Below are 21,825 nucleotides of genomic sequence, written 5' to 3'. Positions count from 1 at the left end.
CCCTGCCAGTGGGAACGTCCTTCCAGCGTATTGAAAATACTAGGCCAGGTCTCTGTCCCTGGATCGGCACCAGCGCGCGGGCGAAACGCCAAACGCGTTTTTGAAATGCTTGGTCATATGGCTCTGATCGAAAAACCCTGCTTCCACCGACGCCTCAATCAGGGATTTTCCCGCAAAGATCGCCGCTTTCACTCTATCCAGGCGGCGCATCGTGAGGTAACGGTGGGGACTGGTACCGAAATAAACTCGATAGTCTTTTGACAGGCTCCACTTGTCGCGACCGGTGCATTCGGCCAAATCATCCAGGCTGACCGGTTGGTGGAGGTTATCGTTCATGTACTCCCGCGCCCTATTGGCGGCACTGAAGCAATTAGCGCCATTAGCGGGGCGCTCACCACATACCGTCTGCAACGTCGTGAATAACTGGAAAATGGCGTCATCTTCAGCCAGTGGATCGAGTGGGTCATCCAGCGCGTTAAGGATGTTATCCGCCGCCGCCGCAAAACGCGGATCAGTTGAAATGCCGCCTTTGAGAAACGGCAAGGGTTTGCCATGCAGGACCTCTTGCGCCAACTCCGGGGTGATATAGAGCATTCGATAGCGAAAGCCCGAATCGCTTCCAGCGTGGCCGTCGTGCTCTTCATCCGGGTGCAGCACCATGGTGCCTCCGGGCAGGCTGTTCCGAGCCTCTCCTCGGTAGCGAAAACTCTGTACACCTGACAGCGTGCGGCCAATGGCATAAGTATCGTGACGATGCGGGTCGAAGCCGTGCCCACTGAAAAACGCCTCCAATCGTTCGAATTTGGAGGAAGGGTGGCAGTGTCGAACCCAATCTTTTGAAGAAGGAAGTTCAATCATGGCGCTGATCCTTGGCTGGTTGATCTAACTTCGTCATACCGGGCAATTGTTGAGAATACTTTGTGTTAAGAAGCTAGCACCGAGCTCTTACTTTTAGAAGGGCATTCATCCGGTCGGCATGAAACTTTATTCAAGGGACAAGCACGATAGATCCAGTCGCGTTGCGGCTTTCCAGCAACCCCACCCCACCGGCAGCGGCATGAAACGACACAGTATCGCCGCTTTTCGGCTGGCTTGCCTGTTTGAACAGACAGAGGGTCGTCAAGCCTTTGAGTAAACCCACCCTGTCGCCGACCTGCAAGTAATTCACATCAACAGCGCATTCGACAACCGTTCCGGCGCCCTCGGTGCCCAGCCCCGACGGTAAACCGGGCGGCTGATACAGGCCCGAACGAAAATAGGTGTCGATAAAATTCACACCAATCGCTTGATTGCGAACCCGCACCTGACCAGGCTTCAGTGGGTTGAGCGTTAACGACTCATGTTCCAGTACGGAAGGCGATCCGTGGGAGCGAAAAACCACTCTTTGCATATCGCTAGCGTTCATTGGAGTGCCGAGTAAGTCAGGTAGACAGAAAAGGACGACAGCGAAAGCCCGATCAACTTCGGTACCCATCGGTGCAGGGTGTGGTTGGGTGCATTGCTGACGACCTGACCCAGCCACGCCCAGGCGAAGCCTATCGGCATGAGGATCAACACAAACGACAATAGCGCGCAGCTGTAGAGTTCAGCCGTTGAATAAACTTCTCGGGGAAATACCACAGAGGCAAATATCAGCGCCTTGGGGTTGAGCAACGTTGCCGTCAGTAATGACCTGCAACTCACCGCCGTGTGTTGGGACTCGCTCGCCAATTGCCTCAGTGAGCCGATGCGGTACGCCAATAGGGACAGATACGCTGCGCATAGCAACTTCACGCCCATCCCTATGTCCGGATAACGCGCCGACAACGCAATGAGTAAGAAGCCCCAGACGCTGATCGCGATGCTGTAGCCGAACGCCTCGGTGGCGATCAACGGCAATGTCCGAACCGATCCGCTGGTATAACCGGACGTCATCAGTAAGGTGTTGGTGGGACCCGGCATCAGCAGAATCAACGATGCGCTCGCGGCGATGTTGAGTGAAATATTAATAAAGTCCATTTCAAGGGCGATCCATTCATAGTCACAAGCCGACGAAATCTCGCAAGGCCTGCAAAACACCCGGCAGGTTCTGTCGAACAAAAAAATGATCCCCAGGGAAAACCTGTTGAACAAAGTTGCCCGTGGTCTTTCCCGACCACGCCTGCAATCCGGCGACCGGCACCGAGGGGTCGCGATCCCCACCGATCGCAAGTATCGGCAGTGCAATAGGATCGGCATCCGGCAGATCGACGCTTTCGGAGAGCGCAAAATCGCTGCGCAATGTTCTCAAGGCGATTGCACGCAAACCCGGATTAGCAGCGACTTCGCTGGGCAGTCCACCGAGCGCCATGATGTACTCCAAAAATTGCTCATCGCTCATCGTCGATGCACTGATGCGCTGTGCCAGAGCCGCAGAGCTGGCACACGCCGTGAGTGAAACTATTTGTGCGTTGGGATAGAGCAAATCGCAGTAAGTGGCAAATTTTTGCGCTATACCGGCGCCCAGGCTGTAACCGAATAAGTGCAAAGGTAGATCGAACAGGTCTGAGACGGCGTGCACCAGCGGAGGTAAAAGGTCATCGACTTTGGTGATGAACGGCTCTCCAAACCGCGCCTCCCGCCCCGGCAACTGGACGGCGCAAACCTCGATCTGCGGCCCCAGCATCGCCTGCCAGTCGCGATAGAACGAGGCACTGCCGCCGCCGAACGGAAAGCACACAAGGCGGCTGCGCGCCGCCGGTTGAACCGTTCTGTGGAGCCACTTGTTCGACGGCCTACTCATCGCCCGCCTCTACAGGCTGTTCGAAGTAGGCGTTGCCATTCGCGGCGAACCAGTCACGGCGCGGAGGGGTAAAAATATCCAGGTCGACGGTGTCCTCAAGACACTCGGCGGCGTGCGGTACATTAGCCGCAAAGTGCAGGACGTCGCCAGCGCACAGTACTGTGCTTTGCTCCATGTCAAATCCATGGGTAAACCGGATCTTGCCCTTGAGTATGTAGGTCATCTGTTCGTTCGGGTGGCGGTGGTGCTTGACCACCGCGCCGGCCTTCATCGTCAGTTTCACCATCATCAACTCATCACCGCTGATGATCTGGCGAACGATCAGGTCGCCCAACTGCTCCTGTGCAACGGCATCCCAGTTAATCGACGATTGTTGTTTGAGCATGTCAAACCCCTTGGATGTGAACGTAGAAGTCGTAAAGCATGAAAGCGGCACAAACCGCCAGCGCGATACCCATCAGTCGATTGAAGAAGTTGAAGTAAGACTCCTTGGTGATTCGCTTGCCGAGGACGGCACCGAGCAGCGAATAGATACCTGGAGCCCCCGCGCCACCCAGCGCGATCAGGGTGGACACCAGGACAATGCCCGTACCCGTGACGTGAGCGGCGGGGAACATGACCGTCGTAATCGGCAGCACCACCATCATCCCCTTGGGATTCAATGCCTGGATCAGGAAGCCGTTCCAGAACGTCAGTGGTTTTTCCGCCGGCTGCATGGGATCGGCTTTACTTGGCAGGACAACTTTGGACGTGAAGACCTTGAACGCCAGGTACAGGGTATAAAGCCCACCGATGAGCGCCAGGTACGGCAGCACCGAGTGTGAAATCAACGCTTCACCGGTGTACCCGAAGATCAGGAACAGTGCGAACATCGCGCACCCGACCCCGATAAAAAACCCCACCGTGCGGCGAAACTGCCCGGTGAGACCGGCGTTCAGCCCCATCACATTAACGGGCCCGGGGCTGTACATGACGCTGAAGGCGTAGAGAAAAATTTCCATGATGTAATCTCCAGATTTAGGCCGACTGCAAGCCGAACGTCGAAAGAATTGAGGTGTAGGCAAACTGATCAATGACTTCATCATTGGCGACCATCTGCTTCTGCCATTGATAAAAAGTACGGAAGGCGGAGACAGGATCGCCTTGCCCCAACGAGGCGCTCACCTGTGCAGGAGGCAGCGTGCCGTTTTCTCCCAGCCGGGCGGAAAGCTTTTGGCAGCCGTTGAGAAAACTGTCGATCTGATCGATCAACGCTTTACGAATCACCAGCACCTTCTCGGGCTCTTCGCCGACCAAAAGCGCAAGATCCACCGCCGGATCACCTTCAGCGCGACTGCCGGAATACTCGACGGACTCAAGCAACGTCAGCGGGACAAAAGCCTCTATCCCACCCAGATCGAAAATGAGGCCGGCCAGCACACCGATGTTCTTTTTCTGGATCGATGCATCGACTTGTAGATGATCCGGACGGTGCGCGACCGTCGTCACCGCTGCCTGGAAGCTTGGGCTGAAGTCGACGCGAACCGGCAGCCCTTCCTGCGTGGACTCTTGATGGAATGTGCCGTACTGCGGATTCCAATACAGCTCTGCTCGATCCGGGGAGGTCCGTTCGATACGAGCGATCGCTTCTCCGGGAATGCGCTTGTCTTCGTGCAGCCGGGCACTGCCCTTGCGAAGCAATACGTTGATGGTTTCGTTGTGGACTTGCGAGGCCGGTTTGCCATCGAGCCACCCGGTACGCACGGCATAGCCGGTCTTGAGTACCGGCGGGATTGGCATCGAGTACTCATCCACCTGTGCGTTAAGGGACAGGCCGAAGCGAATCGGCAGGCCAACTCGTCTGGCGAATTCGAGATCGGTCTTGTTGTGGGCCGGGTTGACCAGGACGGCACCGGTCCCGAAGTCCGGCTTGACCCAATCCGCTACCCAGACAGACATCAGGTCGCCGGTCAGTGGATTTCGCACATAAGCGCCAGTGAAGTAGTTGTCAGCGTCGGGGCGATCGCTCAAACGCCGGGTGAACCAATGATATTTGTGCACCGCAATGGCACAGGCTGCAGTGCAGGAACTCCAGTCCGTCACGAAAACGTCGATGCTTTCCTCCGAGTCGAACAGCTTCAACGAACAGATTGCGCCTTGGGACTGACGCACTGTTTTTCGAATTTTCGATACGATTTTTTCCGACCAGAAAGAAATCTGCGTGGATATCTGCACTGTGGCATCGCATGAAGGACCGTAGAACGCCTCGAATGCGCCATTCTCAAGCGCATTGAAGTGCACCTGGCCATTTTCCAACAGCCGATTGAGGTGCAAGGCCGCCTCGACTTTATCGGCACTGACCGGTGCACATTGGGTCGCCCGGCTCATAAAGGCGGCAAACAGCGAGCCACGCTTGAAGGTCAGGTCTACAGGCTCACCAATTTGTGGTTGCTCCAGCAACGCAAAAGTTCTCATCTTCTTGTCTCCAGGTCGGGTGGCCAACACAGTCAAGTGTTGACCGGCCCAGGGTTAGCCCGCTTGATCGATGAACGTCGGCTGGATCGCCTTACTGAGTTTGATCACCGAAGAATTGCGGAACAGTGATTCCATGTTGATATGAACTTTTAAGTCCTCATGCAACTGGCGCTGGATTTCCGCCATCATCAAAGAGTGTCCGCCGACATCAAAGAAGTCGTCGTCCAGCTTCAGTTCCGGGTACTTGAGTACGTCGACGCAGATCTTGTGAATAGCGTTCAGCATGTGGTTTTCTCCTCTGTCGGCACGAACGAAAACTCCTGATCGCGATTGTTGGTACTGCGTATCTGGTTGTGCCCGTAAGTGTCCGAACCGGATACCATCACCGTCGCGTAGTTGGCCAGATCGAACGTTTCGCCGTGGGCGTTGTAGAGCGACAGGTCTGGATAAACCCGCACATGGGTGGGCACGTAACGGCCCGAAATGGCCAGTCGCGTCTGGCGCTCACTGGTGTTGTTGTGCGAAGCGTGGGCGCAGGATGCGGTGAAGATCACGCACTCACCGGCCTGCAGTTCCATGTCCACCGGGTTTGCACTTTCCGGGTCCCAGGAGGGATCAACCTTGAATTCGGAAAAGTCGTAGCCAAAGAAGCCGGTATCGGTCTTGGTGTGCTGGTAATCGCCATTGCGGCCCGTGGAGACGCTTTTCTTTTCGTCGTAGTAGAACTTCTTGTGCGAACCCGGCAGGAAGCGCATACAGGCGGTTTCCTTGGTCGCGGGGGTAAACGCGGTCCACACGGTCAGGTCGATGTAGGCGTTCCAATCCGTCTGGGTCGGCACGATCAGTGGACTACCGTCGGTATAGCTGTAGTCGCGGACCTGATGCCATTCCGTCCCCCGCCCGCCTGGAAACTTGGCGAACCATTCCGAGCGCCAGCACAGCAGATCGTTGCCGAGAATGCCGCGCAGGTATTTCAGAATGGTCGGGTGCATGATGTGCCGGGACAATTCAGGAATATCGAAATGTCGGTCATAGTTCATGTTGTTGTCGTACAGAATGTGCGAGCGGTCATGGTTGGCAGCGCGCAATGCCCGCAGGATTTCTGCCGCTTCGTCCGGCTCATAGAGTTTGATCGGACCGATGAAGCCGTTCTTCTCGAAGAACTCGATGTCCGCCTGAATGTCATCAGTGATGACCGCACTTGCAGGTAGCCCGGTCGTAGCAGATATTTTTTGGTCCATCTGTGTCATGTAAGACTCCTTTTTGGTTGATGCGTGCGCAGTCAGGCCATACCCAACAGGGCTTGGCGATCGATCTTGCCGTTCTGGGTCAGTGGGAATTGCTTGCAGGCCACGTAACGCCGTGGATGCATATGGCGAGGCAAGAGACTTGCGAGTTGCATACCGATGTCGCGAAGCGCAGGCAATTCGTCAGACATGGTCACAAATGCGGTGAGCTCCGGATCTTGGCCCGGCACGGCCTGGGTGTTCAGCACAATGGCGTCCTCGACCGCCGACACGGCATTGCGAAGGCCATTCTCGATCTCGGATAGGTTCACCAGCATGCCGCGGATCTTGATCTGGTTATCCCGGCGCCCCAGACAGATGGACTTGTCGTCCGACAGGCGCCGAGCGTAATCCCCGGTGAAATAGGCCAGGCAAACGCTGCTATCGAGCTCGATGTGCCTGAAGCGTTCGGCCTGCAGAGCTGGGTTGTTCAGATAGCCTCTGCCGACCCCCATCCCAGAGATCACGATCTGGCCAATGTCGCCCACGGCCACCGGACGATTCTGTTCATCAAGGATGTCTACGCGGCAATTGCCCACGGGGCTCCCCATAGGGATGCCTTCGACCAGATAGGTGGGGTAGTCGGTCATCGGGTAACACGTGGCAACGTCCGTACATTCAGCCACCCCGTACTGGTGGATCAGCTTGCACGCCGCACCTTTGCCCATGGCCCAACCCATCACCCGGACGGTTGCCAAGACTTCGCCACCGATAAATAAGTGCCGCAGCGTTGCCAGTTGATCGCCAGCCTGGCCGGCCTGAATAATCAGATAGAGGGAGCTCGGCGCCAGGTGAATACTGCCGATCCGGTGACGCTCGATCAGATCGGCAATCTCGTAGCCATCGAAGACGCTGCTGCTGGTGAGCGAAATGGCCGCCCCGCAATACAGCGGCGTTACCAGGCTGCGCTGGGAAATATCGAAGCCGAAAGCCGACACCAGGATGCCGTTGGCCTCATGGTCGAGACCATACTCATTGACGTGCCAGTTGATCAGGTTTGCCCAACTGCGATGAGTAATCGCGACCGCTTTCGGGACACCGGTGGTACCCGACGTGAACACGGTGTAGCAGAGGTCGTCCTCTTGGGCGGGCCAGACATCCGCGCCGGCCACCGGGACTTGTGCCAGTTGCCGGCGCACCACTTCAATGTCAGCGACTGCGACCGGTTGTCCGCTGACGATCCCCTGGGTCTGCGCCGAGGCAAAAATGAGTTTCAGGTTCGCAAGTTGCCCAATCATCTGGCTCAGTCGAGCAACTGGATTGGCGATATCCAACGGTACGTAGGCGGCACCGCACTTGAGAATGCCGATCATGCAAACCAGAGTCGACACCGACGGTTGGAAAAAGATACCGACCAAGTCACCCGCGTGAATACCTTGAGCGCCCAGATATACCGCCAACGCAGAAGACTCGCGCTCAAGTTGAGCATACGTCAGCGTTTCAGTGGCACTGCGAACGGCCATCGCATCAGGCGTTGCGCTCGCCCAATAAGCCACCTTTTCATGAATCATGGGCGTGCGAAGGCCCTGCTTATCAATTACAGCCATCGATTTAATTCCTGAAGTGGGCTCAGTAAGTGGTGGACAGCCTGGCGGCGGTCTCGATGATGATGTCTTCCTGTCCAGCCACTAACTGACGTTGACCCAGCAGTTGATACAGTTGGAACTCATCTACCTTGAATTGCTCTGCGGCGCGTTTTATATGCGGTGCAAAACCGGAAAACAAACCGTGAATACCACTGGCGATATTGGCCGCGCCAATGTGCGGAGTCAGGCAATCCAAATACTGTTCCGAAGACCGTGCCAGGCCGGCGACTCCTTCAAATGAACACCGTGTCCGATACCCCGAGCGATTGAGCACGGCAATCAGCGTCTCAAGTTGCGTATTGCCGGCACCGGCACCAAACCCCTTGATGCAGGCGTCCAGCAGTTGAGCGCCCTCTTCAACCGCCGCGATTGAATTGGCGACCGCCAGCCCCAGATTGTTGTGGGCATGAAATCCCAGTTTCGTATCGATCAAATTCTGAATTGCCTGGATCCGCCAGCGCACATCGTCGGGGGTCAGGTGGCCCGCACTGTCCATCAGAATCACGGCATCGGCGCCATAGCTCGCCATGAGTGAGGCTTGTCGAGCCAGTGCGTCAGGTTCGGCCATATGGCTCATCATCAGCACGCCATAAACGGTCTTGCCCTGATTCTTGACCGACTCGATATAAGGCGCGGTGATGTTGGCTTCTGTGCAGTGAGAAGCGATCCGGAAGACATCAACACCCACATCGATTGCCACTTCAAGGTCAGTCGATTTGCCCAGGCCTGGGATGAAATGAATCCCCAGCCGTCCATTCTTGATCACTGAACGGGCGGTTTCGAGCATGTCCCGGTCATCGACAATGCTAGTTCCCAACAGCGCCGAAGAACCGCCGAGTCCATTGCCATGACCAACTTCGATGATGTCGATACCGGCTCTATCTGCCTGCTCGGCATACTGACGAATCTGGTCTCTTGTCAACTGGTGGCGCACAGCATGATTGCCATCACGCAAGGTGCAATCGGTGATGGTAATCATGCGGCGGTCCGCTCCCAGCAAGCAGAATGAAATTCGGCGACGGCGATGGCGGCGCAATTGATGATGTCCAGATTGCCTGCGTAGGCGGGCAAGTAATCGCCGCTGCCTCGTACCGTCACGCTCATGGTCAGGTAGCCCTTGGACTCGATGGGCTCCAGGACCACCTGGTAACCGGGAACGTAGCGTTGAACGCGAGCAACCATTTGCCTGAGACTTGCACGGACTTTCTCCAGGCTTTCATAACGGCCTTTGGCAAATACCGTCGTCTGCATGTTTATGCCAGGCTTGGCCGGGTTGATGTTCAGCACCGCCTTGCTCCGCGCGGCCCCGGTGAAATGCCGCAGCGCTTGCTCGGTGGTCAGAATGTACTGATTGATGTTTTCTCGGGTCGCCATACCGGCACTGTCCGAGGCGATGGTCGACGCAACCTCGATGTACTCCAGGGACTCGAAGGCCTGTGCGATCGCATAAGCCAGCGGAATGCTCGCCTGACCACCACAGGTCACCAGATTCACGTTGCGCTCGTTGACCATGCTGTCCAGATTGATCGACGGTACACAGATCGCTCCGATTTTTGCCGGCGTCATGTCGATCGCCAGCAGGTTGGCTTTGCGAAAAAACGGCTCGTTGACTCGATGCGACTGAGCAGAGGTGGCATCAAAAACAATGTCGATCCCGCTCGCGTGATGGGCCAGGAATTCGATCCCTTCGGCAGACGTTGCAATACCCAACTCCCGGGCTCTGGCCAGACCTTCGCTGGCGAGACTGCGCCCTACCACCATCTTCAGATCCAGATGACGAGAACGCATGGCCTTGTACATCAGATCTATCCCTATGCTTCCCGATCCGATGATCGCAGCACGCTTGCGAGAAATTGCAGATTCCATTTTGCTCACCACTGATCTGAGATTTTGTGCCACCCACCCGCCGCAAACTCTGTGTTTCGAGAGTTCCTGGCCCGTGTATAAACCATAAGCTTTCCACTGCGCGCATTGCTTGTACGTTCTTGGGTTTGGCTGAAAAAACAAACATGACGCTCACCTGTCCGCGTGTGGAAAAGTAGAGCGTCAGCGCAAGGCTTGGGAGGGAGGGTGTTGGAGGGTTGCAAGCGCACACACCCGGAGCGCTTGCAGGGCAATTGAAGCGACGCGTCAGGCAAACAGCGCCTGCACGTTCTTCATTGCATCATCGGCAAACCCCTGCAGGAATGCCTCGAACGCAGGAATATCTTCCTTGCCGCCGGTGTAAGGCTGGCCAATGATGGTCCAGGTCGCCTGGCTCTGATTTGCCCCTAGAGGAACGACTTCCATGACCGCCCACAGGTTGCCGATGTTCAGTGAGGTGTAGATCAGTGACCAGGTCATGGTCATGCGTTCAGCGTCGTGGGTATTGAGTTGCTCGATCACCACGTTGCCATCCTTGAACAGCTTCTTGCGTACCGAACGCACGCCGGTCCCGGTCATTTCGATATGGGACAGGGCCGGAATAAACTTCGCGAAGCCCGAGAAATCACCGACGATATTCCACACGCTGCGGGCATCGGCATTCACGTCAACACTGGCGACGATGGCGTTGCCTACCGGGTTGCGGACCAGGGTATCGGGTTCAAAATGTTGCATGGGAAAACTCCTTTTTTGGGTCAGATAAAGTCGATTTGCTTGAGGTAATCACAGCCTTTTTGCAGCAGCGCACTGTTCTTGGCCGGGTAGTCTTCACCCATGCTGCGAATGCCCGAGAGTGCATTGCGGTACTCGATCATCGAGATGTCGCCGATGTCTTCCTCGAAACCATTGAGGTAAAACCCGACCACGCCGAACAGCGCGTTATCGCTATCGATGGCCGACAGACGTTGTTGCCATTGCGTCACCGGGACCATCTGGAAGTCGTGCCCGGCGGAGCGGAATGCTTCCAGGTAATGGTTCCACGTCAGGGGCAGCGGGTTATGCAGATTGAACACCGCCCTGGACGGTTGATGGCGACTGGCGTGAAAGGCGATAAAACGCGCAAGGAAATCCACCGGCATCAGGTCGAAGTTGAGCGCCAGTTCGGGGACTTCCTTAAGTTGCAACGAGCCCTTGAGCATCAACATCAGGCGGTTCTGGTGTGGCTGGCACACACCGCTGCGGGTGTTGAACGCGATGTTCCCCGGGCGATAGAGATTGACCCAGACCCCCGCCTCACTGGCGTTCCACAAGATGCGCTCGGCCACCCACTTGGAGAGGTTGTAGCCATTGCGAATGTAGATCGGCGGGGTGAAGGCCGGTGGTTCTTCCAACACCCGGCCCTGTGCGTCCACGGTGCTGGAGGCGGACAAGGTGGAAATGAAGTTGAAAATCTTCTTGCTGCGCCCTTCGCACAATTGCAGGCATTCCAACACCGGGGTGACGTTGTCCTTCACCAGCGACTCGTAGTCGAGTACATGGTTGACGTTGGCCGCGTTGTAGATCAGCACGCCGTATTCACGATCAAGCCATTCATAGTCCGCATCGGACAAGCCCAGGCGCGGCTGGCTGATATCAGCCGCCAGCACCTTGACCCGGCTCAGGTCGAGATGTTCGAGGCGGTTCTGCACCAAGGCGTTTTCGAAGCGCTGTTGTGCACTCATGCCCCCCGACTCACGTACCAGGCAAGCCACTTCTGTGCTGCCCAGCTCCAGCAGTGCCTCCACGATATGCACGCCGAGGAAGCCGTTGGAACCGGTAACGATCACCTTGTGCAGATTGCCCAGACGGCTGATCGGCAGCACCTCCAACTCCGGCCGGATCATCGCGTCATGCAACGCCTGCGGGCTGACGGTGGCCGCGGCCTCGACGTCCTGATCCACCAGGTTGGCGAGGTTGATCAGCGTCGGCTGTTCGATAAAGCGGTTGATCGAGACCCCTTTGCCAAACGCTGCGCGAATCCCCATCAGCATCTGCGAGAGCAGGATCGAATGCCCGCCGAGGTTGAAGAAGCTGTCATCCACGGAGATATCCGCGGTGGGCATATCCAACAGGCCTGACCAAAGTTCCAGCAGATACTGCTGGGTAGGATTCTGCGGCGCCTGGCGTGGCCCTTGGGGCTTGTAGTTGACCGGCATGTCCCTGAGGGCCCTGCGGTCGATTTTGCCATTTGCCGTGGCCGGCAACTGCTCCAGCAGGCAGTAGGCACTGGGGCGCATGTAATCGGGCAGATGGTTGATGGCGTAAGTCTGCAGCTGCTCGCTGGCCTGCTGGCCATCGCCGCCCTGAGGCTGGGAGAAGAACGCCAGGATGCGCCGCTGGTTATCGATGACCACCACCAGTTGCCGGAACAACTGACTCGATTGCAGCAGGTGTTCGATCTCTTCAGGCTCCACGCGAAAACCACGGATCTTCACCTGGTTATCCAGACGCCCGATGATCTGTATGCCGTCCTGCGTCCAGCGCGCCAAGTCGCCGGTCCGATACAGGCGCAGGCTCTGGCCGTCGGGCAAAGCATGAAAGCGATAGCGCTCGGCGGTCATCTGCGGGGCGTCCAGGTAACCGGCTCCCACGCCGGGGCCGGCGATATGAATCTCGCCGCTATCACCTTCGCCTACCGGTTGACCCTGCTCATTGAGCAGGTAAATCGCGGTGTTGGCAATCGGCAACCCGAGGTTGCGATTGCTGTCGCCGCGCTCGAACCTGCGGCAGGTAGCGAGCACGGTGGTTTCGGTCGGGCCGTAGATGTTGTGCAACGCGCACTGCCCGACCAATTGCTCGATCACATGGGGCTCGCACACATCCCCGCCGGTGACCAGGTGCTGCATGCCAAACAGCGACTGCAGCGGGATGATGCTCAACAGCGCCGGCGGCAGGAAGGCGTGGGTGACTTGCTCTTGCTCGATCAACTCGGCCAGTGCCAGTGGATCCCGACGCTGATCCTCGGTGGGCACGATCAACTCGGCGCCATGGATCAAAGTCGGGAAGATATCCAGCAACGACGCGTCGAAATTGATCGTGGAAAATTGCAATGCGCGGCTGTGTTCGCTCAGAGTCACGTAAGGGGCATACCACGCGCAGAAGTGACTGAGGTTATCGACGGTCAGCAGTACACCCTTGGGTTGCCCGGTGGTGCCCGAGGTGTAGATCGCCACACAGGGCGCCGTGCCGGCCAGGTCCACACGCAGCAGGCTCTGGCGCGGTGCGAGGGCCACGCGGCTGTAACCCTGGGTGCCATGGTGGAAGAAGTCCAGGTGGCTGATGTCCAGCGTGGCCAGGCCAGGCAGCGGGTTGCTGGCCTCGGCGTCCTGAATCAGCAGGCTGGCACCGGCGTGCTTGAGAATCGCCGCACGGCGCTCGGCCGGATGGGCCGGGTCCAGGGGCAAGTACACCGCACCGCAGCCGATCACAGCCAGAATCGCCGCATAGAGCGCAGTGCCTTTGGGCAACGAGATACCGACCACCGTAAGCCCGGCGGCAGGTGCCTGCAGGAAAGGTTGCAGGCGCTCCTGAATCGCCACGCTGTAGGCATGCAGTTGCGCATAAGACATGCCCCGCCCATCCACCTTCAAGGCGTTACGCTCGGAATTGGCCAGCAGGCTGTCGCCCAGGCGCTGTACAAATGAAAGCCTGGCTTCTTCCAGCACCCCGGCGTCGGTGGTTGCATTGTGCCGGTGCAGCCAGGCCAAGCGGTCCAGCAGGGTCAGGCTCGACAGACTATCGATAGCTGGGAACGACGGGCGACGGTCATCCAGATAGTCGTCGCTGCGCGAGAAACGGCCGATGTGTAGGCAGGCCAATTCAACCATCTGCTCAATCGCTTCACGGCTCAGGTCGGCACCGTTACCCGCGCTGCCAGCGCAGATTTCGCGTTGGCCCAGCGTCATCCAGTCGCTGGCGTGCGGACGCCACAGGCAGTGCAACTGCAAGGGGGCGAGGACATCGTCGGCATTGTCGCAGTGCACTTGCAAGGACAGTCGGTGACCCATCGCAAACGGCGGGGATCGCACCAGGCTGGCGTCATCGATGCAGAGATCCGGCGCCAGTAGCTGACAGCGATCAATAGCGTTATCACTGCTCAGCAGATGCGCCGTATGGCCCATCTGTTCCAGCTCTTGCGTAAGGTGGGCGAGCGCATGGCTGCGCCCGCACAGAACGATATCAAGATGTCTCATTGAAGTTCTCCTCTAGCGCAGATAATCGGCGAGTGCTTCCTGCATGCAGGGAGCGTCGAGCATGGCGCTGTGTTTGAAGAAGCGGACGATGTTGCCAACCAGTGGATGCGACGCCGTGATCGGAAAGCTCATGCCCTTGACCTCTTCGCGCAGCGCCGCCTTGACGGGTGGACTTACCGGCAAGTGATCGATCAAGGCGAAATCAAAGCCCTGCTGGATCTCGTTGGTCAGGTACTCACGCAGGAACACCGGCATGATCGCCGCCAACGTGTGCTGGTCCTGCTCGCTCGCGGCGCTCCAGTAAATACGCGTCAACTTGGCCCAGAATCCCGAGTGCCGCCCCTCATCGGCCAGGTGGTCGGCCATCAACCCCTTGACCGAGACCTTGACCGAGTCGTCCCGGGCAAATGCCGCGACGTCGTTGGTCAGGGTGTTTTCCGCGATGGCGACGCAGATCAGCTCCACGGCCGCCTTGAGGTGGTCGGGGGCCAGCGCCAACGCCATGGGTATCGAGCGGCTGAGTTCGATTTGTGCCGGCAACTCGATCGGCAAGATGCCGGTCAATTCGATGGTCTGCTGCATGAAGTCCATCGCCACCAACGCGTGGTAATCCTCGTCGACAACCACGGTCATCGCGTCATACCGACAGGCAAACGGAAAACGAATGGAAAAGTTGTCCTTTGCTATCGCCCGTGCAGTTTTATCGACAATTTCCGTTTCGAAAATCACGACATCATTAATGAACTTGTACAAGCTCTGAACAAGTACGAATTGCTGCAGGCCAGCGCACTCCCGTGTAAATGTCTCGCCCATTACCAGCGGTTGACGACTGATCGGGAATATCAACTTTTCATCGTCTTCCAAGCGTCTTCTTGGCCGCGTGCGAATCGTCGCACGCTCCTCCCACGCCTCTGAGAAAGATTGGTACTCATCAGCTCTCATGAATCGATCCCTTTGTTCATGACGTTCAGTAATAGTGCACTTCAAACAGCAGACATCCTGCTTCAGAGTTGAACGGGCCGTGCTCGGTGTGCGCGGCCCTAAAGAAGTAACTGCCGTCCCGATAGGTTTTCTGTGCGCGCTCTTTACTGGCCAACTCTGTTTGATCGCCCTCGATCAAATACACTTCTTCGTGATAGTCATGGGTGTAGATTTCACGGGTGCCGCCCCCCGGATGGAAGCGCACCAAGCGTGTACGAACACCGGTTTTATTCACGTGGTCCAGCGTGTCCTTGAATACGGTCAGGGTGATACCACGCTCAGACTTAACCTCGAACCATTGGGCTTGGTCGGCTTCGATGACTTCGACTTTCATGCCACACACTCACTGACGTTTTCGCGCATGGCCAGGCGCAGGTTGTCCCACAATGCCAAGCGACTTTGCACGGCGCCGATGGCCGAAACGTAGACCTCTTCCTGGCGCTGGACATCACCATTGACCAAGCGCGCGAGCAGACTTTCGGCGGCCGGACCGTGATCTTCGGAGTCGACTTCGATGTGGCGTTGCAGGTAATAACGGAACGTCGGCGCGTCGTCGGAGGTGATGTCCCAGTCATCCAGAATGCGCTGAAACATCTCTGGGATGACGCTTTCACGCCCGTGCAGAAAGGCTGCGGCGACGCTGTGGGTGGATGCATTGATGGCGGTTTCGATGGTATCGGTGACGAATGCAGAGGCGGCCAGGCCGGCGTCGCAGCGCATCAGGGCGGTTTGAAGGTCAATGCCCTCACGCATCATTTCGACGAAAAACTCGATCTTGTCAGTGCTGGCACCCACCTCACGCATGGCGTGCAAGTAGAGTTCGAAGTGGCTGTAGTGACCGCCCTGCAGGTTCTGATCGGACTCTTCACCGAGGATGATTTCGTTGATCAAGTGAGCGGCTGCCGGGTCCAGTGGCGGGAGCCACGGCAGGCGGGTACAAGTCAGGTCCTGTTGCAGGCGCTTGGCCAGGGACATGAAGTCCCAGACAGCAAATACATGGGTTTCCATAAAAGCGCGCAAGACCGGTAACGAGTTGATTTCAGAAAAGATCCGGTGATTTCCAAGTTCGGTTTTCTTTGCATCCAACAGCGTTTTTTTATCTTCCATGGTGCGCTCCTTGTCAGGCTTAAGTTATGCCCTGGCCGCCAAACCTATATAAGGTTATATTTTTCAGGCATAAACAGGCTCGTCTCGCCAATGCCGGCCAGATTTAAGTTGATATGCAAGTTATATTCACGATCATGCCCTACCAACACGAGAGGTCAGTTGGCGAGGCAAGGTGAAACTTAGAGGAGTCACAGATTGTCAGCAAGCATTTTTTATAAATTTAATACAAAATGCTTCCAAGCTTAAAAAACCCAAACAAAAGAAGCCCGGCCAAAGTTATTAACATCAACTTCGCCAGGCAATAGTCAACCAACGCCCTCATCAAGAGCGTTGTTAACTTATATGTGTTTGCTGATAGAGCAAATTATTCAGCTATCCAGCGGCATTTTGCCTTTTTACCATTCAAGTTCCCTCTTGATCGATGATGTTCACCCGCTAACTGCCCGCGGGCCATGGACGCGTTTCAACTCTTTGATTGTCGTAATGCCAGGGCCGCGATGCCGCACAGGATCAGGGCAACACAGGACACGTAGAACGCATCGCTGTACGCCATCAGGTACGCCTCGCGGCGCACGGTGTGGATCAGCCCTTCAAGCACCTGCTGTTGAGCGGGCAACAACTGGTTAAAGACGAAAGCTTCGCTGTCGGCCATACCGGCGCGCATGCGTTCCTGGAACGACGGGGAAAACAAGGTGATGGACTCGCCCACCCGCTCGGAGTGAAAGCGTTCGCGCATGGCCACGATCTGCGTCAACCCCGCCGTGCCCACTGCACCACCGAGGTTGCGCAGCATCGAGAACAACGCGGAGGCGGAGCCGGCTTCGTGTTTGGCCAGCCCGGAAACCGCCAGGACCGAGAGTGCCACCATGATCAACGGCTGTCCGATGCCGCGCACCACGGTCGAAGGAATGATCACGTTGGCCGCACTGTCGACGTTCAGGTGAGCGCCGAGGTAGCAACCCAGCGCCATGATAAAAAACCCAGTGGCCACCATGAACTTGGGATTGAGCCACTTCATCAGGCGCGGCATGAAGGGTGCCAATACCAATTGCACCAGGCCGTAGGCGATCAGGCTGACCCCGATTTCACGGGCGTTATACCCCTGCAGCTGGGACAGGTAGTTGGGCACCAGGAACACCAGGCCAAAGGTAGCTGCGCCAAAAATGAACATCGCCACGCTGGCCACGCCAAAGTTGTAGCTTTTGAGTAGGCGCAGGTTGATGAAGGAGCGGCTGCCATACAGCTGCGACAACACGAAGTAGACCAAGGCAACGCCGGCAATCAGCGACATCCAGACGATAAAGTCGGAGCCGAACCAATCCTTGCGCCCGCCCTCTTCCAGGACGATCTGCAAGCCACCCAGGCCGACGATCATGGCGGTGATGCCGCCCCAGTCGCCGCGCTTGAGCAAACTCAACTGCATGGGCTTAGCATCGATTGACCAGGCCACCGCCATTAACAGCAGAATGCCCGGGGCCAACTGCAGATAGAAAATCCAGCGCCAGGAATAGGCGTCGGTCAGCCAGCCGCCAATCGAGGGGCCGGCGGCTTGGGCGACGCTGTTGGACAGCGCGAACAAGGCCATGCCCATGGCGATCTTGCTCGGCGGCAACTCGGTGATGATCAACTGAAACGACAGGGGGATCAGCACCGCGCCGGCAGCGCCCTGAATCACCCGAATGATGATCATCACTTCCAGGTTCGGCGCCCAGGAGCAGGCAATCGAAGCCAACAGAAAGACAAACGAGCCGACGAGCATGACGCGGCGCAGGGAGAACACCTGCACGAGCCACGCGGTCAGAGGGATCATGACGATTTCCGCAACCAGATAGGCGGTGGAAATCCACGAGCCCTCCTCGAAGGTCGCGCCCAGGGAGCCTTCGATTTCCGGCAGCGCCGCGCTGGTCACATGCACGTTCATGCCGGCCATGAAACAGCCGAACAGACCGCCGATCACTGCGACCCAGGCGCGAAACGAAACCGTCTTCTCCGCGGCCTCAGTCATGCCCAGCGCCCTGGGTGCCGGGGCGGGTGTCAACCGTAGTAATCACCGACATACCCGGCAGGATGGGACCGCCCTCGTCGTGTTGGTCGATCTGGATCTTCACCGGGAAGCGCTGCACGATCTTGGTGAAATTACCGGTGGCGTTGTCCGACGGCAGCAGGGCAAACACCGCACCCGAGCCCGGCGAAAAACTCACCACATGCCCCTTGAGCTTGCGCCCCGAATAGCTGTCGACGCTGATATCCACCGTTTGCCCGGCGTGCATCTCGCGCAATTGGGTCTCCTTGTAGTTGGCCACCACATAGGCCTGTTGCAGCGGCACCACGGCCAGCAGCGGCAAACCTGGTGCCACATATTGGCGGGTACGTACCTTGCGCTGCCCCACCACGCCGTCGATTGGCGCGCGGATCAATGTGTCTTCCAGTGCATTGGTGGCCAGGCTCAACAGCGCCTGGGCCTGGCTACGCCGCGCCATCTGTTGTTTGAGTGAGGCTTCGGCCAATTGGCGCCGAGTGATGGCAACGTTCAAGCGGGTGTCTTGCTGACGTTGCATGGCCTGGGACATTTCCACCGCGGCACTGGCCTGCAGATAGCTGGCGGAGGCGGTTTCCAGGCGCTGGGCACTGGCGGCGTGGTCGCGGACCAAGCCTTCGTAGCGTTGGCGATCCAGGCCGGCGCGGTGCAGTTCGGCGCGCGCACTGCGGGTCTGGGCGTCGGCCTGGGCAAGACCGGCTTTCTGTTGGGTGATCAGGCCATCGGTCACTTGCAGGTTGGCTTGTTGTGCCGCCACCGATGCCTCGGTTTCTGCCAATTCGGCACGTGCCTGTTCCAGCCGCGCCTGATAGTCGCGATCATCGATGCGTACCAGCACGTCCCCGGCCTTGACCGGCTGGTCATCCTCCACCAGCACCTGGGCGACGTAGCCGGACACCCGTGGGCTGATCGGAATCCAGTCGGCACGCACATAAGCGTCATCGGTCTGCTCCAGATAACGGCCGACCGTCATCCAATACACCCCGAAGATCACCGCCGCACACAGCAGCACAGCGCCTCCCAGCAATATCAGATTTCTTTTGCGGCGCTGCTTGCGCTCATGCATCAGTTGCTGGACCACACTTTCATGCTCGTCGTGGTAAACGTTTTTTTCATCAACGGCGATATTCATGGCTGGGTACCGGAAAGGGTGACGGAAGAGGACGACTGCCAACCGCCGCCAAGGGCGTGAAACAGCGCGATCTGACGCTGCAACAACTGACCGTCGGCATCGGCGCGCGTGGCCTGCATCCGTATCAATTCGCGCTCGCTGTCGAGCACATCAAGGAAGTCGATAGACCCGGCGTTGTAGTTGAGCTGAGCCAGCTTGTAGGCCTGGCGACTGCTGTCCAGGGCCTGGCTCAAGGCCGCGTGGCGCTGGCGCTCGCCGTCATACAACGCGAGCGCCTGGCGCACGTCCTTGAGGGCATTGAGGACACTGCCCTCGAATCGTGCCACGTCGACCTGCTCGAGTGCCCGGGCCTGGTTGACCCGCGCGCGATTGGCGCGCCAGTTGGGAAATTGCCACGTAATCAACGGGCCTATACCGAACATCACCGCGCTGCTGTCCCCCAGCTCATGGGGAGCGTGGCTGGATGAGGACACCGACGCACCAAAGGTCACTTTCGGGTACAGATCGGCCTGCACGATGTCCACCTGCAGCGCGGCCGCCTGCAGCTCTCGCTCGGCCCGGCGAATATCCGGGCGGCGTGCCAGTAACTGCCAACCGTCGCCCACAGGCAGCTCGGCGTTGAGTTGCGGTACGACGTCACAGGTGGCGGCGCCTTGCTGCAGGTCGGCCACGCCGGTCAACATCGCCAGTTCATACAGCGCGGCTTGTCGACGCGCTTCAAGCATCGGCAGCAAGGCCAGGGTCTCGCCTTGCAGGGCCTGCATACGCGCGTATTCAAGATCGGTGACCTCGCCGGCCTGGCGCCGGCGGTCGGTCAACGCAAGGCTTTTGCCAACCACGTCCAGCGAATGCCGCTGAACCTTGGCCCGTGCGCCGAGGGCGCAGACGTTCACATAGGCGCGTGTGGTTTGCGCCACGAGCGTGATGCGAAGCAAGTCTTCAGCGTCCTGGGCGGCGGCGGCCTGGACCTGGGCAAGCTCGATGCCGCGTTGCACCTGGCCCCAGATATCCACTTGATAAGACAATTCGAAGCCGGGATTGAACTCCCATTGCGACGGCGCATGACTATCGGTGGCTTTGGCGAGCGTCTGGTCATCGGCGGTCTTGCCGTAAGCGGCGCCCAGTGACGCCTGGGTGGACGGCCAGCGCTCGGCGTCGGCTTGCATGATCCCGGCGAGCATCGCTTGCACATGGGCCTGGGCGGCCGCCAAGTCGCGGTTGTGCTCAAGCGCCTGCTGCACCAGCGCGTCCAGTTGGGGGGCGTTGTACAACTGCCACCAGCGTTCGGGCAACGCCTGGGCGGAGACTCCTTGCGGCAGACGGCTCAGGGCATCGATGCGCTCCGGGTGCGGTTGTGCCGGCTGATGGGCGACCCATGATGAACAACCCGCCAACAAAACGACCGCCACGCCCAAGAGCGAAAAACAGCCGTGCCGCGCGGTAAAAGAGGGCGAAAGCATCGCAGGAGTCCAGAGTTCTGAATAGATACGCAGGGTATGAGAGCGCCGGGCTGCGCTTCTCCCGAGTTCCAGACAACTATCGTTTCGATTGAGACAACGTGCCCAAAGAGCGCCCGAACCCTGGGCACGGGCACGCGTGCCCCCGCAAAAGGGGGGCCCTGTGCAATAGGAATGTTTGAGGGGTCAGACCAGGCGGCAGTTGCTCGGGGTGTAGCCCATGGTGCGCTTGAACATTGCGGTGAAAGCGCTGGGGCTTTGGTAACCGTGCTCCAGCGCCACTTCCAGAATCGACACACCCGACGCCAGCCGCTGCAAACTGAGCAGCAGCCGCGTGCGCTTGCGCCATTCGCCGTAGCTCATGCCCAATTCTTTCTGGAACAGCCGCGCCAGAGTGCGCGAACTCATGTTGAGTTGCACCGCCCAATGCTCCAGTTTCGACTCCTGGGAGGGGTTGTCGATAAAGTCGGCGCACAGCGACTTGAGTCGCGGCTCATCCGGAATCGGCACATGCGCCACCACCCGGTCCGCGCTCTCGAGCTCCGAGAAAATCAGATCGACAATCTGCAGATGGCGCGTAACCTCACGTTCATCGCCCGGTACATCGGCCGCTGCCACGATCAACTCACGCAACAGTGGCGACACCTTGATCACTTGGCACTCCTCCGTCAGCGCGCTGTAAGCACCAGGCGTGATCAGCAAAGTGCGCATGCGCACCTCGCCAGTCATGCGAATCTGGTGCTCCATGCCTGAAGGTACCCATAGCGCATGCCCGGAAGGTACCACCCACGTCCTGCCGACAACCGAGACCAGCATCACACCGTTGATGGCATGCACCAACTGACCGTTGGCATGCTGATGCGAAGCCACTATGTCTCCATGCCCGTAGTTACCGGCGAGTGACGCCAAGGCTTTATGAGCATTCACC

At 58.2% G+C, this 21,825-nt stretch carries 20 protein-coding genes and 1 pseudogene; all 21 read right to left on the bottom strand.

Annotated elements, in window-relative coordinates:
• Positions 1-39: 39 nt before the first annotated feature.
• The 21 genes and pseudogenes from HX866_RS16970 to HX866_RS16870 all read right to left on the bottom strand — a co-directional run bounded on the left by HX866_RS16970 (position 40) and on the right by HX866_RS16870 (position 21,824).
• The gene (locus HX866_RS16970; protein WP_177095778.1) at positions 40-858 is read right to left on the bottom strand and encodes an AraC family transcriptional regulator; all 819 of its coding nucleotides are present in this window, start codon (positions 856-858) and stop codon (positions 40-42) included.
• Between the two features lie 172 nt (positions 859-1,030).
• A pseudogene (locus HX866_RS16965) lies at positions 1,031-1,390 on the bottom strand (alcohol dehydrogenase catalytic domain-containing protein); the annotation flags it as partial.
• 11 nt (positions 1,391-1,401) lie between these two features.
• A complete protein-coding gene (locus HX866_RS16960; RefSeq protein ID WP_177095775.1) occupies positions 1,402-1,998 on the bottom strand; it encodes a LysE family translocator in 597 nt (198 codons plus the stop codon).
• 22 nt (positions 1,999-2,020) lie between these two features.
• Positions 2,021-2,761, bottom strand: coding sequence for a thioesterase II family protein (locus HX866_RS16955; RefSeq protein WP_177095773.1), 741 nt, complete (start codon positions 2,759-2,761; stop codon positions 2,021-2,023).
• Positions 2,754-3,146 carry a cupin domain-containing protein gene (locus HX866_RS16950; RefSeq protein WP_177095771.1) on the bottom strand — a complete coding sequence of 131 codons (393 nt, stop codon included), beginning with the start codon at positions 3,144-3,146 and terminating at the stop codon, positions 2,754-2,756. Before HX866_RS16950 ends, HX866_RS16955 begins: the two co-directional genes overlap by 8 nt.
• 1 nt (position 3,147) lies before the next feature.
• The gene (locus HX866_RS16945) at positions 3,148-3,762 is read right to left on the bottom strand and encodes a LysE family translocator (protein WP_177095769.1); all 615 of its coding nucleotides are present in this window, start codon (positions 3,760-3,762) and stop codon (positions 3,148-3,150) included.
• A gap of 16 nt (positions 3,763-3,778) precedes the next feature.
• Positions 3,779-5,215, bottom strand: a complete 1,437-nt coding sequence (locus HX866_RS16940) for a class I tRNA ligase family protein (RefSeq protein WP_177140135.1) — start codon at positions 5,213-5,215, stop codon at positions 3,779-3,781.
• Positions 5,216-5,269: 54 nt separating this feature from the next.
• Positions 5,270-5,500 (bottom strand): acyl carrier protein, encoded by a 231-nt coding sequence (locus tag HX866_RS16935; RefSeq protein WP_177095766.1) that lies wholly within the window; start codon positions 5,498-5,500, stop codon positions 5,270-5,272.
• Positions 5,494-6,465, bottom strand: a complete 972-nt coding sequence (locus tag HX866_RS16930) for a chlorinating enzyme (RefSeq protein WP_218179304.1) — start codon at positions 6,463-6,465, stop codon at positions 5,494-5,496. Before HX866_RS16930 ends, HX866_RS16935 begins: the two co-directional genes overlap by 7 nt.
• A 32-nt stretch (positions 6,466-6,497) precedes the next feature.
• Positions 6,498-8,048 (bottom strand): amino acid adenylation domain-containing protein, encoded by a 1,551-nt coding sequence (locus tag HX866_RS16925; protein WP_177140134.1) that lies wholly within the window; start codon positions 8,046-8,048, stop codon positions 6,498-6,500.
• A gap of 22 nt (positions 8,049-8,070) precedes the next feature.
• Positions 8,071-9,066, bottom strand: a complete 996-nt coding sequence (dmpG, locus tag HX866_RS16920; RefSeq protein ID WP_177095761.1) for a 4-hydroxy-2-oxovalerate aldolase — start codon at positions 9,064-9,066, stop codon at positions 8,071-8,073.
• The gene (locus HX866_RS16915) at positions 9,063-9,953 is read right to left on the bottom strand and encodes an acetaldehyde dehydrogenase (acetylating) (protein ID WP_177095759.1); all 891 of its coding nucleotides are present in this window, start codon (positions 9,951-9,953) and stop codon (positions 9,063-9,065) included. The genes dmpG and HX866_RS16915 overlap by 4 nt, the downstream gene beginning before the upstream one ends.
• Positions 9,954-10,217: 264 nt before the next feature.
• Positions 10,218-10,685, bottom strand: coding sequence for an SRPBCC family protein (locus HX866_RS16910; RefSeq protein ID WP_177095757.1), 468 nt, complete (start codon positions 10,683-10,685; stop codon positions 10,218-10,220).
• Between the two features lie 20 nt (positions 10,686-10,705).
• Positions 10,706-14,182, bottom strand: coding sequence for an amino acid adenylation domain-containing protein (locus tag HX866_RS16905; RefSeq protein ID WP_177140133.1), 3,477 nt, complete (start codon positions 14,180-14,182; stop codon positions 10,706-10,708).
• A 12-nt stretch (positions 14,183-14,194) separates the two neighbouring features.
• Positions 14,195-15,124, bottom strand: a complete 930-nt coding sequence (locus tag HX866_RS16900) for a diiron oxygenase (RefSeq protein ID WP_177095753.1) — start codon at positions 15,122-15,124, stop codon at positions 14,195-14,197.
• Positions 15,125-15,149: 25 nt separating this feature from the next.
• Positions 15,150-15,497, bottom strand: a complete 348-nt coding sequence (locus HX866_RS16895) for a DUF4437 domain-containing protein (protein ID WP_177095751.1) — start codon at positions 15,495-15,497, stop codon at positions 15,150-15,152.
• Positions 15,494-16,270 carry a DUF3050 domain-containing protein gene (locus HX866_RS16890; protein ID WP_177095748.1) on the bottom strand — a complete coding sequence of 259 codons (777 nt, stop codon included), beginning with the start codon at positions 16,268-16,270 and terminating at the stop codon, positions 15,494-15,496. Before HX866_RS16890 ends, HX866_RS16895 begins: the two co-directional genes overlap by 4 nt.
• A gap of 463 nt (positions 16,271-16,733) precedes the next feature.
• On the bottom strand, positions 16,734-18,275 hold the full coding sequence (locus HX866_RS16885) for a DHA2 family efflux MFS transporter permease subunit (RefSeq protein WP_177095746.1): 1,542 nt from the start codon (positions 18,273-18,275) through the stop codon (positions 16,734-16,736).
• Positions 18,268-19,440, bottom strand: coding sequence for an HlyD family secretion protein (locus HX866_RS16880; RefSeq protein ID WP_177095743.1), 1,173 nt, complete (start codon positions 19,438-19,440; stop codon positions 18,268-18,270). The genes HX866_RS16885 and HX866_RS16880 overlap by 8 nt, the downstream gene beginning before the upstream one ends.
• Complete coding sequence (locus tag HX866_RS16875) at positions 19,437-20,900, bottom strand: efflux transporter outer membrane subunit (protein ID WP_177095742.1); 1,464 nt, start codon at positions 20,898-20,900, stop codon at positions 19,437-19,439. The genes HX866_RS16880 and HX866_RS16875 overlap by 4 nt, the downstream gene beginning before the upstream one ends.
• Before the next feature lie 183 nt (positions 20,901-21,083).
• On the bottom strand, positions 21,084-21,824 hold the full coding sequence (locus HX866_RS16870) for an AraC family transcriptional regulator (RefSeq protein ID WP_177095740.1): 741 nt from the start codon (positions 21,822-21,824) through the stop codon (positions 21,084-21,086).
• Between the last annotated feature and the right edge of the window lies 1 nt (position 21,825).

This window comes from Pseudomonas gingeri (assembly GCF_013386165.1).
GTDB classification, from domain to species: domain Bacteria; phylum Pseudomonadota; class Gammaproteobacteria; order Pseudomonadales; family Pseudomonadaceae; genus Aquipseudomonas; species Aquipseudomonas gingeri_C.
Note: the sequence above shows the minus strand (reverse complement) of the source record. Positions and strands in the feature narration are given on the sequence as shown.

Bases quoted from the DNA above. Each gene is read 5' to 3' on its own strand.
- HX866_RS16930 (WP_218179304.1), bottom strand. From the start codon at position 6,465: ATGACACAGATGGACCAAAAAATATCTGCTACGACCGGGCTACCTGCA.
- HX866_RS16925 (WP_177140134.1), bottom strand. From the start codon at position 8,048: ATGGCTGTAATTGATAAGCAGGGCCTTCGCACGCCCATGATTCATGAA.
- HX866_RS16885 (WP_177095746.1), bottom strand. From the start codon at position 18,275: ATGACTGAGGCCGCGGAGAAGACGGTTTCGTTTCGCGCCTGGGTCGCA.
- HX866_RS16935 (WP_177095766.1), bottom strand. From the start codon at position 5,500: ATGCTGAACGCTATTCACAAGATCTGCGTCGACGTACTCAAGTACCCG.
- HX866_RS16900 (WP_177095753.1), bottom strand. From the start codon at position 15,124: ATGAGAGCTGATGAGTACCAATCTTTCTCAGAGGCGTGGGAGGAGCGT.
- HX866_RS16910 (WP_177095757.1), bottom strand. From the start codon at position 10,685: ATGCAACATTTTGAACCCGATACCCTGGTCCGCAACCCGGTAGGCAAC.
- HX866_RS16880 (WP_177095743.1), bottom strand. From the start codon at position 19,440: ATGAATATCGCCGTTGATGAAAAAAACGTTTACCACGACGAGCATGAA.
- HX866_RS16875 (WP_177095742.1), bottom strand. From the start codon at position 20,900: ATGCTTTCGCCCTCTTTTACCGCGCGGCACGGCTGTTTTTCGCTCTTG.
- HX866_RS16945 (WP_177095769.1), bottom strand. From the start codon at position 3,762: ATGGAAATTTTTCTCTACGCCTTCAGCGTCATGTACAGCCCCGGGCCC.
- HX866_RS16955 (WP_177095773.1), bottom strand. From the start codon at position 2,761: ATGAGTAGGCCGTCGAACAAGTGGCTCCACAGAACGGTTCAACCGGCG.
- HX866_RS16970 (WP_177095778.1), bottom strand. From the start codon at position 858: ATGATTGAACTTCCTTCTTCAAAAGATTGGGTTCGACACTGCCACCCT.
- HX866_RS16950 (WP_177095771.1), bottom strand. From the start codon at position 3,146: ATGCTCAAACAACAATCGTCGATTAACTGGGATGCCGTTGCACAGGAG.
- HX866_RS16895 (WP_177095751.1), bottom strand. From the start codon at position 15,497: ATGAAAGTCGAAGTCATCGAAGCCGACCAAGCCCAATGGTTCGAGGTT.
- HX866_RS16960 (WP_177095775.1), bottom strand. From the start codon at position 1,998: ATGGACTTTATTAATATTTCACTCAACATCGCCGCGAGCGCATCGTTG.
- HX866_RS16940 (WP_177140135.1), bottom strand. From the start codon at position 5,215: ATGAGAACTTTTGCGTTGCTGGAGCAACCACAAATTGGTGAGCCTGTA.
- HX866_RS16890 (WP_177095748.1), bottom strand. From the start codon at position 16,270: ATGGAAGATAAAAAAACGCTGTTGGATGCAAAGAAAACCGAACTTGGA.
- HX866_RS16915 (WP_177095759.1), bottom strand. From the start codon at position 9,953: ATGGAATCTGCAATTTCTCGCAAGCGTGCTGCGATCATCGGATCGGGA.
- dmpG (WP_177095761.1), bottom strand. From the start codon at position 9,066: ATGATTACCATCACCGATTGCACCTTGCGTGATGGCAATCATGCTGTG.
- HX866_RS16905 (WP_177140133.1), bottom strand. From the start codon at position 14,182: ATGAGACATCTTGATATCGTTCTGTGCGGGCGCAGCCATGCGCTCGCC.